General features: G+C 44.8%; 15 protein-coding genes. 11 read left to right on the top strand and 4 right to left on the bottom strand.

The annotated features are described in order from the left end of the window. Positions 1-117 precede the first annotated feature (117 nt). Positions 118-2214, bottom strand: coding sequence for a TonB-dependent receptor (locus H6571_14785; GenBank protein ID MCB9325004.1), 2097 nt, complete (start codon positions 2212-2214; stop codon positions 118-120). A 63-nt stretch (positions 2215-2277) separates the two neighbouring features. Here H6571_14785 and H6571_14780 point away from each other — a divergent pair, with 63 nt between their 5' ends. The 5 genes from H6571_14780 (at position 2278) to H6571_14760 (ending at position 6151) form a co-directional block, all read left to right on the top strand. After that, the gene (locus tag H6571_14780) at positions 2278-2925 is read left to right on the top strand and encodes a hypothetical protein (protein ID MCB9325003.1); all 648 of its coding nucleotides are present in this window, start codon (positions 2278-2280) and stop codon (positions 2923-2925) included. Beyond that, positions 2925-3224 carry a transcriptional regulator gene (locus tag H6571_14775; protein ID MCB9325002.1) on the top strand — a complete coding sequence of 100 codons (300 nt, stop codon included), beginning with the start codon at positions 2925-2927 and terminating at the stop codon, positions 3222-3224. The genes H6571_14780 and H6571_14775 overlap by 1 nt, the downstream gene beginning before the upstream one ends. Positions 3225-3396: 172 nt before the next feature. Next, positions 3397-3927, top strand: a complete 531-nt coding sequence (locus tag H6571_14770) for a hypothetical protein (protein ID MCB9325001.1) — start codon at positions 3397-3399, stop codon at positions 3925-3927. A gap of 9 nt (positions 3928-3936) precedes the next feature. Next, positions 3937-4671 (top strand): DUF1361 domain-containing protein, encoded by a 735-nt coding sequence (locus H6571_14765; GenBank protein MCB9325000.1) that lies wholly within the window; start codon positions 3937-3939, stop codon positions 4669-4671. Beyond that, entirely contained in the window at positions 4664-6151 is a 1488-nt protein-coding gene (locus tag H6571_14760; GenBank protein MCB9324999.1) for a DUF4173 domain-containing protein, read from the top strand. The genes H6571_14765 and H6571_14760 overlap by 8 nt, the downstream gene beginning before the upstream one ends. Before the next feature lie 170 nt (positions 6152-6321). On the opposite strand, the gene H6571_14755 is transcribed toward H6571_14760, so the two are convergent. Beyond that, positions 6322-8121: an acyl-CoA dehydrogenase family protein gene (locus H6571_14755; protein ID MCB9324998.1), complete on the bottom strand. Its 1800-nt coding sequence runs from the start codon at positions 8119-8121 to the stop codon at positions 6322-6324. A gap of 372 nt (positions 8122-8493) precedes the next feature. Between H6571_14755 and H6571_14750 the strand changes: the two genes are divergently transcribed. From H6571_14750 to rsmI, 4 genes are all read left to right on the top strand, one after another. Beyond that, positions 8494-8832: a n-acetylglutamate synthase gene (locus tag H6571_14750; protein ID MCB9324997.1), complete on the top strand. Its 339-nt coding sequence runs from the start codon at positions 8494-8496 to the stop codon at positions 8830-8832. Between the two features lie 54 nt (positions 8833-8886). Then, entirely contained in the window at positions 8887-10131 is a 1245-nt protein-coding gene (locus tag H6571_14745) for a competence/damage-inducible protein A (GenBank protein ID MCB9324996.1), read from the top strand. Positions 10132-10133: 2 nt separating this feature from the next. Then, positions 10134-10856 carry a CDP-alcohol phosphatidyltransferase family protein gene (locus H6571_14740; GenBank protein ID MCB9324995.1) on the top strand — a complete coding sequence of 241 codons (723 nt, stop codon included), beginning with the start codon at positions 10134-10136 and terminating at the stop codon, positions 10854-10856. 96 nt (positions 10857-10952) lie between these two features. Next, positions 10953-11624: a 16S rRNA (cytidine(1402)-2'-O)-methyltransferase gene (gene rsmI, locus H6571_14735; GenBank protein MCB9324994.1), complete on the top strand. Its 672-nt coding sequence runs from the start codon at positions 10953-10955 to the stop codon at positions 11622-11624. Positions 11625-11633: 9 nt separating this feature from the next. Here rsmI and H6571_14730 read toward each other — a convergent pair whose 3' ends face one another. Both H6571_14730 and ligA read right to left on the bottom strand, forming a co-directional pair. Beyond that, positions 11634-13061 carry a VWA domain-containing protein gene (locus tag H6571_14730; GenBank protein MCB9324993.1) on the bottom strand — a complete coding sequence of 476 codons (1428 nt, stop codon included), beginning with the start codon at positions 13059-13061 and terminating at the stop codon, positions 11634-11636. 54 nt (positions 13062-13115) lie between these two features. Then, positions 13116-15251, bottom strand: a complete 2136-nt coding sequence (gene ligA, locus H6571_14725; protein MCB9324992.1) for an NAD-dependent DNA ligase LigA — start codon at positions 15249-15251, stop codon at positions 13116-13118. A gap of 584 nt (positions 15252-15835) precedes the next feature. Here ligA and H6571_14720 point away from each other — a divergent pair. Further along, a complete protein-coding gene (locus H6571_14720) occupies positions 15836-16597 on the top strand; it encodes a metallophosphoesterase (protein MCB9324991.1) in 762 nt (253 codons plus the stop codon). A 121-nt stretch (positions 16598-16718) separates the two neighbouring features. Beyond that, positions 16719-17111 carry a DUF302 domain-containing protein gene (locus H6571_14715; GenBank protein ID MCB9324990.1) on the top strand — a complete coding sequence of 131 codons (393 nt, stop codon included), beginning with the start codon at positions 16719-16721 and terminating at the stop codon, positions 17109-17111. The last annotated feature ends 29 nt before the right edge of the window (positions 17112-17140 follow it).

Here is a 17140-nt window from a genome sequence, read left to right as displayed (position 1 = left end):
CCGGTGTTAAAGTAACCCAAAAAGACACCGTAAAGCACTGTCAGCTAAAGACAGGAACGTCCATAATACTTGATCTGGATCGAAACAAGGAATCGAAAATGATATGAACATTAAAGGTCAAATCCTAAACTTAACTCCAATCCTAAACTGCCTTCCTGGCCCCGGCTCATAATACCGGCCGCCAAAAGCATTGATGCGGATGTTGTCAAAATAGTCGGCATTCCATACATTTTCAATATGCAAATAAGGCGTTATCTCAAATTTATTCGTTTTCAATGTCCGGTACAGGGAAAGGTCAATCAAAGCATAATGCTCTACCTCGACGGTATTCAGGTTTTCGGCCCAAAATTGGCTATAATGCTGGCCTTTAAGGTTTACTTTTACGAAGGCTGGCATGAAATCAATCTGCCAGGAAAACATATGCCGGGGAATGCCGGGCAGCTTAAGGCCTGCAAGGTCTGTTCCGTCGAAAAGGTAGCGCTCAAATTTTAAGTCGGAAAAAGTATAGGATAGTCTTGTTGTCCATTTTTTATTCCAGCTACGTGAATGGGCAAGTTCCACTCCGGAACGTCGGGTAATCCCACTGTTCCGATAAAAGGTCCTGCCCGGAAAGGCCTCCAGTTCATAAGACAATATTTCGTCCTTCACCCGAACGTCAAACCAGGTCAGATCAAACCAATGCCTCCGCCAATGGCCCTTGAGGCCAAATTCCAGGGTTGCCGATGATTGGGGCAACAAACTTTCATTGAACCCTCCACCGCCTGTCGGGTTCGCCGACAACTCACTCAGGGCCGGTGTTTCAAATGCGGTGCCGTAACGCGCCACCAGGGTCACCTGGGAATTGACAAAAAATCCCAGCCCTGAGCTGAAACTTACATTCGACAGATTGATCATTCCTGAATCATCACCATCCTCCAAAAAGTGATCGGTGTTGATCATCTGGTTGAAGTCCGCCCGCAGACTTTGTTCGGCAAACCAACGGGGAAAGGTCCATTTGGCCAATGCAAAAACAGCCTGGTTGTTGAATTGTTCCGACTGGTCAAAGTTCCGGTCGCCTTTGACTCCTTCCAGATTATCAAAACGTATGCGGTCATCTTTCTGAAAAAGCACATCATACCCCAACTGGTAGTTTTCAACTCTGTTCTCCCTGATCTTTTGGAGAGCATAATACCCGCCCTGTCCGTAATAAACCCGCTGAAGACCGACCCAGCCTCCCGCTTTCAGGGGTAACCTTCCCTCAAAAGAGCGGCCGTTACCAAACCCATACAACCGGATGGCTGCCCCCCCTCCCAAATCCTTGTCAAATGAAAGACTGCCCTTCAGTTGTCGGATGGATTCTCCGGCCTGGTAAATGACATTAACATCCCGCGCCTGACGCCTGTTTGCCGCTACTTCCTCCTGGTTAAGGCCTCCCGCATCATCTCCCCTGGGGGCATCGGTGTAGTTGATAATGCCCGCCCACCGGGTATTTTTATTGCCAGACCGGGTCCAGTTCATCTGGAACACATTGTTCTCAAAACCACTTTGCTCCCGATATCCTTCCGCGCCGGCATGGCTGCCATGCAGAATGGCTTTATTTTTTTTACCGACATACCCGAAAATCGCATCGAGTTTCCGCAAGCCAAAAGATCCCAGACCGGCATTGACTTCGGCAAAAGTTGAATCGACGTCCTGCATAGAAGAGATATAGATCACCCCTCCTGAAGCATTCCCATATAAACTGGATGCAGCCCCTCGAACGATCTCAACCTTACCAATGGCATATAGGTCGAGATTATCCAGTTGCCCCTGTCCGTCAGGCGTGGTTTCCGGTATGCCGTCAACTACGATCCTGATGCCCCGTATCCCAAAAGCACTCCGGGCACCAAACCCGCGAATGGAAATACGAAGATCCTGCGCGTAATTGTTGGCATTCATCACAAAAACGCCGGGCATACCGCAGATCATGGAATGTAAGCTGATCCCCGTGTTGTCCACCAGTCGCGGTTGGATCACCGTGACCGGAAGCACTGAGCTTTCAAACCTGGAACCCAATCGAGTAGCGCTGACCATGATCGGATTCAGCTCAACCTGCATGGTGTCCGGACCTGCAGGTTGGGCGAACATGGAAACGTACAACGTTGAAAACAATAAAAGCATTGAAAAATTGATCCTGGCCATATGTATTACATTGAGGATGAATATAGGCTTTATTGAATTAAGAGCAAGATTCACAGAAAAAATAATTTGCTTTTTTGATTTTATTCTTTAACTTTGTTTTTCAAAGTACTTTAATTAATGAAAACAACTGAACAACAGCATTTGGAAACCCTGGGGGAGATTCGCAATATGATGGAACGCTCCTCCCGTTTCATATCACTCAGTGGCCTTTCAGGCGTGATGGCAGGCATCTTTGCACTCGCCGGAGTCGCCATGGTTTATCTTTATCTCGATATGACTCCGTTTGAGCAAAAAAGGCTTTATTACCAGGCTGCTGCCCAAACGACAAAATGGGGAATGGATTACATCACCTTTTTTTTACTGCTCGGGGCTGTTGTTCTGTCAGGAGCATTGTCCTTTGGCATGTTTTTCACCATAAGAAAGGCGCGAAAAAAAGGACAACAGGTTTGGGATTCGGTGACAAAGCGATTACTTTTAAACCTGGCAGTACCTTTGGTCGCAGGCGGAGTTTTTTGTCTGGGAATGATGTACAATGGAGTGAATGGTTTCATCGCTCCGGCCACTTTGGTTTTTTACGGGTTATCACTGGTCAATGCCAGTAAATACACTTTAAACGATATTCGGTATCTTGGATACAGTGAAATAATGCTGGGCCTCATCGCCTTATTCAACATAGGTTTTGGATTGGAATTCTGGGCTATAGGCTTCGGCATTTTGCACATCATTTACGGAACGGTTATGTATTTGAAATACGAGCGGGTTTAATGGAGAAAATCATACAAGGTTTACAAAAGAGTTTCGATCATCGCATCAGGCTGGGCATCATGTCCATCCTGATGGTCAACGACCGCATGGATTTCAACAGCCTGAAGGAAATACTGGAGGTGACTGACGGCAACCTGGCAAGCCATTTAAAGGCCCTGGAAAAGGAAAAATATATCGAGGTCAGCAAACAATTCATCGGCCGAAAACCGAATACGTCCTATGCCGTGACAGATTTGGGGAAGAAGGCTTTTAACGAACATCTGAATGCCCTGGAGCAAATTTTGAATATGAGAAAGTGATGATGAGATCCCGGTACTAATTGGTTTTGAAAATTTAGAAAAATATTATACAATCCTGTAAATCCTGGCATCCCATAAATCCTGATCCTGACAGTGGGAGGATGAATTGAAACGGAATTTTTCGTTTCTATTTTTTTGATAATAAACTTTGAAAAACAAAGTACTTTTAAAAATGCTTCAAGTATTAGAAATACCCCGCAGGTTACCTGCATTCAAATTACGCGGATGGCTGATGGAGCAATTTTTCTACTGTTCCTATCCCGTTTACGGGTGCTTATTCAAACAAAAAAGGCAAGCCTGGCCCTGGACGACACAGCAGCTGGGGCATTTCGCGCAAGGCAGCCTGGGAAAAGAAATTTTCCATTTTCTGGATAAGAACGGTTTTGAAATGCTGGCTAAATTCGAATCCCATGACGCCCTGCACGTTTTGCTGGAATACAGCACCCACATTGTAGATGAGGTGCGCATGCAATTTTGCCTGTTGGGCAACGGCAAGCGAACGCCTTACCTTTTCATGGTAATCATCATAGGCTGGCTGGCTTTCCCTGAATGCTGGCATTTATTTACGGATGCTTTCAAAAGAGGAAAAAAACTGGCCCCCATTCACCGGTGGCAATTTGAATACCTGCTACGAGAGCCTGTCTTCCTGCTGCGCAATTGCATGTCCGGCTTTCCTTCCGAGAATGTTCCCTTGTTCATATAAAATCACAAAATGGATATAAAAATATTCTTCAAATCATCCCTCGCAAATCTTTCCAAAAAACAACAGATCCTTTCCCTACTCGTTTTGAACAGTGGGTTCAACGGTTTATTGCTGCTGTTCCGGTTGATCAGAACCGAAGCCCTTTTCAATATGCCCGGTTGGCATTCTTCAGAAATGAACCACAGTCCATGGTTTTTTATGTTTCTGGCCTGGAATTTATTTCTGGCGTGGATCCCTTTTCTCATCGCCTATCATCTGGAACGCATCAGGAATGCTTTCCAGGTGAAAATGGTGATATGGGCCTTCCTTTTGGTTTGGCTGCTTTTTTTACCCAATGCGCCCTACCTGGTCACCGACCTTGTTCATTTAAAATACCGGCCACCTCTTCCATTGTGGTATGATATGATTTTGCTTTTTTCCTTTGCCTGGACCGGGCTCCTGCTGGGCTTTTTTTCCCTGGTCTTCGCCGGGGAATTCTGGGCGAAGTACATCCATCCCAGGACAGATGGATTATTTGTTTTCTGCTCCCTCCTCCTGTGCAGTTTCGGCATTTATATCGGCAGGTTCCAACGTTGGAACAGCTGGGACATTCTGACTGACCCGGCGAACCTGATCCGTGACATTTTCGATATCTTTTTAAATCCTGTTCACAACCTGAGGGTCCTGGGCATCACGGCCATTTTCTTCTGCCTGTTGTCGCTTGGATATTTATTGTTTAAAACTTTAATCAAACACCATGAATAAAACAAATATGCTTAGAATTTCCGCCCTGGTCGCCGGTCTGCTTTTAGCCTTCTTGTTCCGGGAAGAAAAATGGGGACTCAATACCTTTATCTTTTCGACTTTCCTACTGATCCTTTTTGGAAAACATTATGGTATTTCAAACATTTCCGGACCGGTGTTTATCGTGGCCCTCGGAACACTTTTTTCATCGGCGCTGATCGTAATGAATGATTCTGACTATTCAAAAACGGCCTGGGTATTGTCCCTGGTGTTATGGATGGGGTTCAACCAATCCAAACCCATAAAATCATTTGTAAACGCCGGGATTTTGGGATGTTCAAATTTCTTTGAATCTCCGTTTCTGCTGTTTTCAGGATCAACCGAAGAAAAAAAAGTTTCCATTCTGAAATCGTTCTGGAAAATAGCCACTCTGCTCCTCATTCCTTTGGGCCTGGTGGCCCTGTTTTTTTCTATTTATTATGCAGCCAATCCAAAATTCGCTCAACTCTACGATCGGATCATTAAGTCATTCAATGAAGGCCCCATGTTGAATTTAGACCCGGAAACACTTTTGCATATTCTATTGGGGACCATGCTGTTCGGAGCGATATTTTTCACTTCGCATTTAAACGGTTTTTTTAAGCGGAGAGAAGAGAGCCGGATAGAAGATCTGATCCGGAAAAGGAGAAAAGTAAAGGATTATTTTTCAGCTTTGAATACCCTGAGCCTAAAGAAGGAATACAAAATAGGGGTTCTGGTCCTGGCTTTACTGAATCTACAACTTGCTGTTGCAAACCTGCTTGATATCGTTTACGTTTGGTTCTCTTTTGAAAAAAGAGGTGCGCAGGAATTGAGTCAGTTTGTCCACCAGGGAACGAGTTTGCTCATCCTGGGCATTGTTATGGCCATGATTGTCATCCTTTGGTTTTTCCGTGGCAATCTCAATTTCCTGCCCCACAACAGGTTCATCCGCCAGCTGGTCCAAGCGTGGATCATTCAAAATGCCCTGCTCACCCTTTCCGTCGGTATGCGCAACATCCACTATATCAATGCCTACGGACTTGCATACAAAAGAATCGGGGTGTTTTTCTTTCTCGTTCTGGTCCTTTACGGCCTTTGGACTATGAGGGAAAAGGTACAGGGCCCAAAAACCTTTTTTTACCTGATTCAAAAAAATGCCTGGTTTTTCTATTTTGTTCTCCTGGCTTTTTCCGGAGTCAACTGGAACGTGGCTATTACAAAATACAACCTTTCAAAAGGAGCGAAAAACGGAATTGACACTTACTTCCTCATCCATTTAATGCCCGACCACAATCTGTATCTTTTACTGGAGCAGAAGGAAAAACTGCTCTCCGGGTCGGCTGCCGATAGAGCGGGTATCCTGCAAGACCTGGAAAATAAAAAAGAAAGGTTTAAGCATTACCATTCAAGGTATTCGTGGAAGTCTTTCAACTTACCGGACTGGAAAAATGAAAAATATTTGAATAAAAAAAGTCATTAAGGGAGGGTTCAAACATGAGTTCATCCCGAATTTTCAAAAAATTTCCAGTTCAGACAGTTTTTGAAAATTCGGGATGACCATGTTTACCGGGTCATTAAGATTTTTTAAAAGTAAAAAAGCCGGATTCGCTTGAAACGAATCCAGCTGCAAAAAGAGTAATATCCTTTAAATTAGAAACAATATTCGTTTGCCGCGATCATTGTATCGGCAATCTTTTGACGTGCTTTTTTTACATTGACCGGAGGGTACTTGGTAAAACGTTTGACCCCCATGAGGAAGGTACGCAACAGGTCGCCTTCTGCGAAGGAAGCCAAAGCATCCGTAGCATTTTTGGCAATACGGCTGTTGGCATCATGGAAGTAAACCCTGAGTATGTTGTCGTAAATTTCCTGCGGATGCTTTCTTTGTTTTTCAGCCAGTTTCATCACACGCAGGAGCAAACCTTCTGCGACGAAGACATCGATCATCATATCCGCAACGTTCATGATGATCTCCTGTTCCTCCTTGAGGTTGAGCTGTCCGTCCATCTGCATTTTGGCGGCTCCTCCTGCTACCATCAGAATGGCTTTTTTGAATTCTTTCAACGCTTTGATCTCCTGTCCGTAAGGTCCTTCAGGCTGGTCAAAACCGGGCATGGAAGCCAGTTCTTTCTGAACAGCCCAGGCCGGCCCTACGATATCGATCTTGCCTTTCATCGCGCGTTTGAGCAACATATCTACTGACAGCAGGCGGTTGATCTCGTTGGTTCCTTCATAGATTCGGTTGATCCTGGCATCCCTGTAAGCCCGGGCGGAAGTCCCTTCTTCTGAATAGCCCATTCCGCCATGGATCTGCAGGGTTTCGTCTACGATATAATCGAGAGCTTCGGAGCCACTGACTTTCAACAAGGCACATTCAATGGCGTATTCTTCCGCTGCTTTTAATTTGGCCTGTCCGAAAGTCATGCCTCCATTTTCAAATTCTTTTTTCTTTTCCGTAAGCATATTGGAGGTCCAGAACAAGGCACTTTCACTGGCAAACAAACGGATGGCCTGCTCTGCCAGTTTGTATTTAATGGCTCCAAAGGAAGCGATAGGCACTTTAAACTGGTAACGCTCATTGGCGTATTGAATAGCAGTTTCTATACTTTTTTTCGCTCCTCCAAGGCTGAGTACAGCCAGTTTGAATCGACCGATGTTCAGGGCGTTGAATGCAATGAGGTGTCCTTTGCCAATTTCACCCAATACGCTGTCTGCCGGTACTTTTACATTTTCGAAATATACCTGGCGGGTGGACGATCCTTTGATGCCAAGCTTTTCTTCTTCGGCGCCAAGCGTAAGACCCTCCATACCCTTTTCCAGGATAAAGCCTGTAAATTTATCCCCGTCCACCTGAGCAAATACAATGAATACATCCGCAAATCCGGCATTGGTGATCCACATTTTTTGCCCGTTAATGATATAGTGCTTCCCGTCTTCCGTTAGGTCTGCTCTTGTCTTGGCTGCCAGGGCATCGGATCCGGAACCCGGCTCCGTCAAACAGTAGGAGGCTTTCAACTCCCCAGAGATCAAACGCGGCAGGTATTTTTCCTTTTGGGCCTCTGTTCCGAAATACAAAATGGGTAGCATACCAATCCCCGTATGTGCTGCAAAAGAAACGGTAAACGGTCCTGCAGGCCCAAAAGTGTCCGCAATCAGAGTATTGGTGTTCTCATCAAGTGCCATTCCGCCGTATTCTTCCGGCATATGCGCGCCCAGCAAACCCAGTTCCCCCATTTTTTCCATCAACCCCGGAGTGACTCCTTCCACCTGCTTTTCTATCTTATCGGCAACAGGCCAAATTTCATTTTCAAGAAAATCTTTTGTCATTTCCTTGATCATCAACTGCTCTTCGTTGGCGTCCTCAGGGATAAATGTTCCCTCTACATTACTGTCTTTGATGAGAAATTCACCTCCATTTAAGATGGCTGATTTTTCAATTGTATCCGGCATAACTCTATGATTTTATTTTATTTACGTAAACAATTCCCAAAAATAGCGAAAATTCGCTACGAAAATATGGATTTTTTTAGACTTTGTAAAGGGTTAACGAAATATTTTAGCGAAAATTCGCTATGTTGTCAATATTTAACAAAACAGATTTGAGGAACCCTCAGGAAAAATCGCCTTTAAAGAACCGCTGAATCCCCAAAATTGAGTTTAAGCGAATATTGAAATAAACTTCATTCCTGTTATTTGATAAAATAAAAGCCGTTACCTTTGCTTCGCTCGCCGCCCTCCTTGAGCCTTACGGCGTTTTTTAAATCCAAGAGGGCTAAAAGAGGCCGGCGATTAGATTTTTTTTAGCTTGGATTTACACGGGACATGATCAATTATCACAATAAAAAATTCAGACCGATCTCCAATACGGCAAATGGAGAGACTTCTGACCAGACTATTTTTTTGTACCAACAGGAAGGAAACATTCTCACATCAGAATATTCCGGAGGCAATATTGTAAAGGGACATTTATTGGGCAAGGTTGACCCGAATGGGAATATTGAAATGCGTTACCACCAAATCAATCTTCTTGGCGAATTAAATACGGGCAGGTGTTTTTCTAAAGTTGAGAAGCTGCCCAACGGAAAATTAAGACTCCATGAAACATGGCAGTGGACTTCCGGAGATCATTCAAAAGGTCAATCAATCATTGAAGAAATATGATTCTTGAACTAGCCATACTGGAAGTAAAAATAAAATAGTAACCTAAGGTAACTTATGAAGGTAAGTATAGTAACCATCGGAGATGAGATTCTCATTGGACAAATCGTTGATACCAACTCAGCCTGGATGGCCCAACAACTGAATTTGGCGGGAGCCAAAGTCGTCAAGATCATCACCACAAGTGACGGGCACGACGAAATCATTCAGGGGATACAACAGGCACAAGAGGTGGCAGACGTTGTACTCATAACCGGCGGTCTGGGACCAACAAAAGATGACATCACCAAAAAAGCCATTGCTGACCTGCTTGGAAACGAGATGGTTTTCAGTCAGATCACCTATGACCGTATTTCCGGACTACTAAAAAAATGGGGCATCCAACAAACGGAAGGCCACAAAGCACAATGTTTCATGCCTTCGAGCGCTCTTTTGCTGGAAAATAAAATGGGCACCGCCCCGGGCATGTGGTTCGATCTGCCAGAGCAGGTCATCGTATCCATGCCGGGAGTTCCTTACGAGATGAAATACCTCATGGAACATGAAGTCATCCCGCGCCTGGTAAAAAGGTTTAACGTTTACCCCATCATTCATCGCACCATTTTGACCAGCGGAATAGGGGAGTCTGTATTGGCGGATAAAATAAGTTCTATCGAAGATGCCCTGCCCGGTTTTATCAAACTGGCTTATCTTCCCGGATTGGCGCAGGTACGATTACGGCTGAGTGCAAGGGCCGAAAATGGAGAGGATGTCCAAAAAGCCATTGACGAAGAAGCCGCCAAAATCGTTGAAATGCTTTCCGAATTCGTTTATGGGTATGAAAACCAGACTTTGCAGGAAGTGGTACTGGAATGCTGCCGGGCAAAAGGATTGAAATTATCCACAGCAGAAAGCTGTACCGGAGGTTACGTCTCCCACCTGCTGACGACTATCCCCGGTTCATCCGATGCCTTTGAAGGCGGGGTTGTTTCTTACAGCAATGCATTGAAAATGAATTTACTAAACGTCAACCCGGAAACTTTGGAACAGCACGGAGCGGTCAGTGAAGAAACCGTTATTGAAATGGCGAAAGGCGCCCGCGAATCACTGGGGACAGACATTGCGGTATCCATTTCAGGCATTGCAGGGCCGGGAGGAGGCACCCCTGAAAAACCGGTTGGAACGGTTTGGATTTGTGTTTCCAATGAAAATCACATTTTTACCCGTAAACTGGAACTTACCAAAGACCGGGTAAAAAATATCCAGTATTCCGCAAATATTGCCCTGACGGCCATTTGGAGGTTTATATTGAAGCATTATTGATTATGATAAAAAAACATATTCCCAATTTCATCACGCTGATCAACCTGTTTTTGGGCAGTTGTGCCGTGGTGGCTGTTTTGGATGGCCAATTCCTAACCACCTTTTTCCTGCTTTTTTTTGCAGGTTTGGCCGACTGGCTGGATGGCGGGGTGGCGAGATGGCTCAAGGTGAGCTCATCTATTGGCAAAGAACTGGATTCCCTGGCCGATATGGTTTCCTTTGGCCTGGTCCCCGGAGCTATCCTTTATGTCCTCTTATTTTATGGACTGGAAGGTACCGAAGACATTCATTTTTCATGGTTGGCTGCACCGGCCTTCCTGCTGACGGTTTTCTCCGGGCTTCGGCTGGCCAAATTCAATCTTGACGAAAGACAAACGGAAAATTTCATCGGTATGGCGACGCCCAACGTGACCATGTTCATGGTGGGCCTTATGCTGATCTATCATTTTGATTATTTCGGCATGCGCGATCTGGTAACCAATCAGTGGTTTTTATACCTTGTCATTGCTTTATTCAGCTGGTTACTCAATGCAGAAATCAGCATGTTCAGCTTCAAATTGAAATCATTAAAATGGGCAGGAAACGAAATCCGGTTTATCTTTATAGTTGTATCATTGGTGTTGCTTATTGTTTTGAAGGGAGCCGCTTTCAGTGTTAATGTATTGCTTTATCTCCTGATCAACCTGGTGCTGCATTTTTTGAACAAAAAGACTGTTAATGTTTAATTTGGATTTAAAGCCCTGATTATTTTACCCGGTACTGCAAGGAAACAAAGAGCATTTTTGCTTTCCATTTTTTAATCCGTATCATCACTGAATAATATGCTTCACGTAATACCCACTCCCATCGGAAACCTCGAAGACATTACCCTCAGAGCTATAAGGCTGCTGAAAGAAGCAGACTTCATTCTCGCAGAAGATACAAGAACTTCGAAAAAACTATTGTCCCACTACAATATAGACACTCCCCTTCGTTCCTATCATGCCCACAATGAACACAAGGTTACCCTGGGGCTCGTCGAGCAGCTGAAGTCTGAAGCCGCCAACGTTGCCTTGATTTCGGATGCCGGTACTCCCGGTATTTCCGATCCTGGTTTTTTGTTGATTCGCGCCTGTGTCAATGAAGGCATCAAAGTAGAGTGTCTGCCTGGTCCAACAGCCTTTGTTCCCGCACTCGTCGCCTCCGGACTTCCTTGTGATCGTTTTCACTACGAAGGTTTTTTACCCCATAAAAAAGGAAGACAAACGAGATTGATCCACCTGGCATCTTTGGAAAATACTTTTGTACTATATGAATCTCCCAACCGGCTCGTGAAATGCCTGTCCCAACTCGCTGAATTTTGTGGGGCAGACAGGCGAGCTGCTGTTTGCAGGGAGATCAGCAAGTTATTCGAAGATGTGAAAACCACTACTTTGGAAGAACTCATAGCCCATTACGGCGACCAGGCTAAAGTAAAAGGAGAAATCGTGATTGTGGTAGAGGGAAAGAAATAGAGCACCTCCCTACCACTTCACCCATCGCTCCACTTTTTCACCATTCTTAATGGTAATTTTAAACACCTCTTCCGGATCACCTTCCACTTTTATTCCTTTAACGGTTACCTCGTAAGTTCCGGGACTCAGAATAAATTTTTTGGGATTGGAGGAGGCACTGGCATAAGTTCTCCTCGCATCAACCGAATGCCGTGTATCCAGAGAATAAATATCAACAGCCGCATCACAAAGGGCTCCTTTAAAAGAGGCTCCAACCGATAATTCGGCGCTTTGAAATTCATGGACAAGGGAAGTCGTTTCATTGGCCTTGATATGTACCCTGCCAATGATCGCTTTTGAGGTGATTCCTTTAATGGTTACCGAATTGATAATGACGTCATAAACGCCCGGCGCCAGTTCTTTATTCATCGGGTTGGTTGCTGCGCTTTCGTAGGTGCGGTTAGAAACTACCGTTTCACTTTCTCCATACAAACGTATTTTCACAGCAGCATCGTGAAGGGTTCCCTGATTGGTTACCGTTAACGACAAAAATCCGGTGGAGAAATCAAAAACCTGTTCAGAAACCTTAGAGTCAACGACAAGGATGCTTTCCTTTCTCATCACAGGAATTCCGCGTTGGCCCACCACACTTACTTCTACATCGTATTTTCCTGCCGGAACATTGATCAGCGCAGGATTTGTTTCCGGTCCCTTATAACTTCTGATACCCGTAATGTCGATATCGGTTCCTGGTTTTAGGACACGAATGGCTCCGTCAATAAGTTCTCCATTACGTCTCACCAGCACGGACAATCTTCCTTTGGGCACATCCACTGTCACTTCAGTTGTTTGCTTCACGGCCTGCGATAGTTGATCCTTATCGGAAGCGTCGATATACAGTCCACCACCTTCCCGGGCAGCACATTCCAATGGCGCCCTGTCTGCATCGCCCAGGTCAAATCCTACCACATGCATCACAAAATCTATACCGGCCGCTTTGGCTTCTTTTACCACATCACAAAGAACGCCTTCGCAGGTTTCTATCCCGTCAGTAATGAGAATGATGGTGGCCGACTGTCCGCTGATTTTTAATTTTTCGATGACAAACCGGGCTGATTGGGCCAGGGGAGTTTTCCCCAAAGGATTGAGGCCCTTCATCGCCTTTTGGAATGCCGCTTTGTCGAGGTTGGTCATGGGCAGCAATTCTTCAATATCGTTGCAATCGCCCTTTTCACGATGCCCGTAGGCCACCAGTCCCAGGGGCTGGTTTTCCGGCATGTTGGCAGTAAGATCCCCAAGGACTTCGCGAGCCACGGTAATTTTAAAATCATCTCCGATTTTTTGCCACATGGAACCGCTGGCATCGGTGATAAAGATAATGGGTTTGGGAGAATCCAACTGGGCAAAAGCGAAACAGTACAGCAAAAGAAAGCTTAAGGTTAAAAGGGTGTTTTTCATAATTTTAATGGATTTGGTTGGTTAAAAATACTGATTTTTAGGAAAATGGTATTTTTAACCAACCAAATCCAGAAACTCCTGTTCCGTAAGGATCTGCACCGTACCAAGCGCCTGGGCTTTCTTGAGTTTGGAACCTGCTTTTTCACCCGCCACGAGGATGGATAGTTTTGAACTTACTGCACTAATGTTACGAGCGCCGGCCGCTTCGGCTTTCATCTGTGCTTCCTTTCGGCTCATTTGCTCCAGTGTGCCCGTAAAAAGGATGGTCTTGCCGGCGAGAGGCGCATCACCGGAAATTTCACGGGGTCTATCTTCATCGGTCTGGTACATATTCACGCCCAAAGCCTCCATTTTTTTCAACACGGCAATGTTATGCTCATCTGCAAAAAAACGGCGTACATTTTCGGCTACCTTGGGACCTACGTCTTTGATATTGGTATAATCCTCCTCAGTCCAGTGTTGCAAATCCAATACATAATTGATTTCCTGGGCCAGTAGTTTGGATACTTTTTGTCCCATGTGGTGAATGGTCAGACTGTGCAGGAGTCGGTGGATCGGGCTTTTTTTGGCCTTTTCAATAGCCTCACGCAGATTCTCGGCTGATTTTTCTCCGAAACCTTCGAGCTGGCCAATTTTTTCATAGTCCAGCTGGTACACATCGGCAATATCCCGTATCCATCCGAGTTCATAAAAACGCTCAACAATGGATTTGCCCATGCCGTCAATATTCATGGCCGGTTTGGAGACATGAAAGATGATCCGCTGCAAATCCTGGGCTCCACAGACACAATTCGGACAACGCCAGGCGGCTTCGCCTTCCATTCGCACCAGCTCGATCGGGGTATCCGTCGTGTTGACGGGGCAAACTTTTGGAAACACTATGGGTTCTTCACTGCCATCCCTCAATTCGGGCATGGCTTTGACAATGTATGGGATCACATCTCCCGCCCTTTCGATGAGAACAGTATCGTTGAGGTGAAGGTCTTTTTCGGCAATAAAATCGGCATTGTGCAGGGAGATGGATGATATCGTTACGCCGGCCAGCGGAACGGGGGTCACCTTGGCCACGGGGGTGATGGAACCAATCTTACCTACCTGGTATTCCACACTTTCCAGTTTAGTGGTGGCCTGTTTAGCCTGGAATTTGAACGCAATAGCCCACCGGGGATGGTGACTTGTATAACCGGCACGTTCCTGCAATTCCCTGCTATTTACTTTTACCACCATGCCGTCGATTTCGTATTCGTAGGTATCGCGTTTTTCCTGCCAGTGCAGGCAAAAATCAACAGCTTCACGGATATTCTTACATACTTTCCTTTCGGCCTGCGGGACTTTAAAACCAATAGAAGAGAGGAAAGATAAACTTTCATTATGGGTCGCAAAATGTTCCATCCGATCCACGCCCGCACTATCCACCGCATAACCTAGGGTGTAAATAAATGCTTCCAGATTTCGCTTCGCCACCTCCCGGGGGTCTTTCATCCGCAATCCTCCCGTGGCTGCATTACGCGCATTCGCAAAGATCATCTGGTCAGTTTCGCTCCGTTCTTTGTTCATGGCTTCAAAACGATCCTTACGGATAAGGACCTCGCCACGCACCTCCACCCTGGAGATTCCAACGCTGGAAAAATCAGCCCGGAGTGGAATGGAGAAGATCGCTTTCCCATTGTTGGTAATGTCATCTCCTACGGCGCCGTTTCCGCGGGTAGCCGCCCTGACCAATACATCATTTTCATACACCAGGGCAATAGATCCTCCATCAAATTTGGGTTCTACAGCGTATTCAATATCCTCCTCCTCAGACATATTGAGCAGTCGTTTGATCTGCTGATCGAAATCGATAAGATCCTCGGCATTATAGGAATTGCCCAGGGACAACATGGGCGTGAGGTGTTCCACGGAAGGAAAATCCGACGTCAGGTCAGCTGACACCCGCTGGGTCGGAGAATCGGGCGTAATCCAATCGGGATGTGCTTCCTCTATGGCCTCCAGCTGTTTGAAAATCGTATCGTATTCAAAATCACTAACGACAGGATCATTGAGGATATAATAACGCCATTCGTGGTAAGTGATCAACTCACGAAGATCCGGCAACTGATCCTGTAAAGGCTTTTGCCGCTCGGCACTTTTTTCATCCAGGTAGGCCTTTGACAATTCGTAGAGCGCCTTTTGTGTTTCTTTTTTGTACATAGATTGAGGTCTTGCAGATGTTCGTTGCGAATTTAGGGAAGATTTTTGGGGAACGGGATATTTTTTTGGGAAAAGGAGAATGGAACGCGGATAAAACGGATTGGACGAATAGAAACGGATTTTTTTGAGGAAAAAGGAATGGTGGAACGCGGATAAAACGGATTGGACGGTTGTGAACGGATTTTTTTGAGGAAAAAGGGATGGTGGAACGCGGATAAAACGGATTGGGCGAATGAGAACGGATTTTTTTGGGAAAGGAGGATGGAACGCGGATAAAACGGATTGGACGGTTGTGAACGGATTTTTTTGAGGAAAAAGGGATGGTGGAACGCGGATAAAACGGATTGGGCGAATAGAAACGGATTTTTTTGAGGAAAAAGGAATGGTGGAACGCGGATAAAACGGATTGGACGGTTGTGAACGGATTTTTTTGAGGAAAAAGGGATGGTGGAACGCGGATAAAACGGATTGGACGAATAGAAACGGATTTTTTTCTTTACAAAAATTCAGTACAAATTGGTTTGATTCGTAAAAAGGGTGCTCCATCGTATTTGACAAAAAATTATAACGAGTATCTTTAGCTTATGAAAATACAGTATTGTTCTGATCTGCATCTTGAATTTCCCCAAAACTGGAATTGGTTAAAAAGAAATCCGCTGATTCCGAAAGGAGATATTTTGATCATCGCCGGAGACACCTTTCATCTGGGGCGACATTTTAAGGACCATCCTTTTTTTGAGCAGGTTTCAAAAGACTTTGACCAGGTTTTCCTGATCCCCGGGAATCATGAATTTTATGGTGGCTTTGATGCTGAAATTTGCTTAGAAACGGACTATGAATATCAAGTCAAATCAAATGTTTTTTTGGTCAACAATACCACCCGAATCCTCCATGACACCAAATTGATCTTCACTACTTTGTGGTCAAAAATTGAGAAAGAAGTCCATGCTATTTTAGCCGGCATGAATGATTTTAAACTAATCCAATTCAAAAACAGACGATTGACCATTGAAAGTTATAATGAGCTTTTCCAAACTTCCTGGCAATGGCTGCAAAAAGAAATTTCCACTTCCGATGGATTAAAAACAATTGTAGCAACCCATCACCTTCCAAGCCTCCAATGTAATGTTCCGGAATTCATGGGAAGTCTGCTCAATGAAGGTTTCTGCGTTGATTTGACAGATGAAATTGCCAAAAGCCAGGTTGATTATTGGATTTATGGTCACAGTCATAGGAATAAACCCCCTTTTAAAATTGATGGCACTGAAATGTTGTCCAATCAATTGGGATATGTATTTGTCCGGGAGGGCATTGATTTTGACAGGGAAAGGATGGTTGGTGTTTAGTGATAAAAAATGGAGCATAAGAAGCGTAAAAATTTACTAAGGATACTTCCCAAAAAGTAAAACCTTCAAGGTTAATGATTGTTCTATTTTATACCATTCATTAACAAGTAAACACAACATTATGGCTTATTATTTCAGCAAAATTCTTACCAGCAATCATTTCGATGACGCTATCGAACAAGTAACCGCGGAATTAAAAAAAGAAGGTTTTGGCGTCCTGAACGAAATCGATCTCCAGGCCACTTTGAAAAAGAAAATTGACGTCGATATCAAAAAATATAAAATTCTGGGAGCCTGCAATCCTCAATACGCCTATAAAGCCATACAAGGTGAGGATAAGATCGGCGTATTTCTCCCCTGCAATGTGATTGTGCAGGAAAATAAAAACGGCGCTATCGAAGTTTCCGCAGTGGATCCTATCGCATCGATGATATCCGTTGAAAATGAAAATTTGGGGGACATAGCTTATGAAATTCAGCAAAAGTTAAAGCGGGTGATCGACCATTTGTCGTAACTTATGAATCAGGATCCTTGCCTCTGTTT

The organism is Lewinellaceae bacterium, assembly GCA_020636105.1.
In the GTDB taxonomy this organism is placed as follows: domain Bacteria; phylum Bacteroidota; class Bacteroidia; order Chitinophagales; family Saprospiraceae; genus BCD1.
Note: the sequence above shows the minus strand (reverse complement) of the source record. Positions and strands in the feature narration are given on the sequence as shown.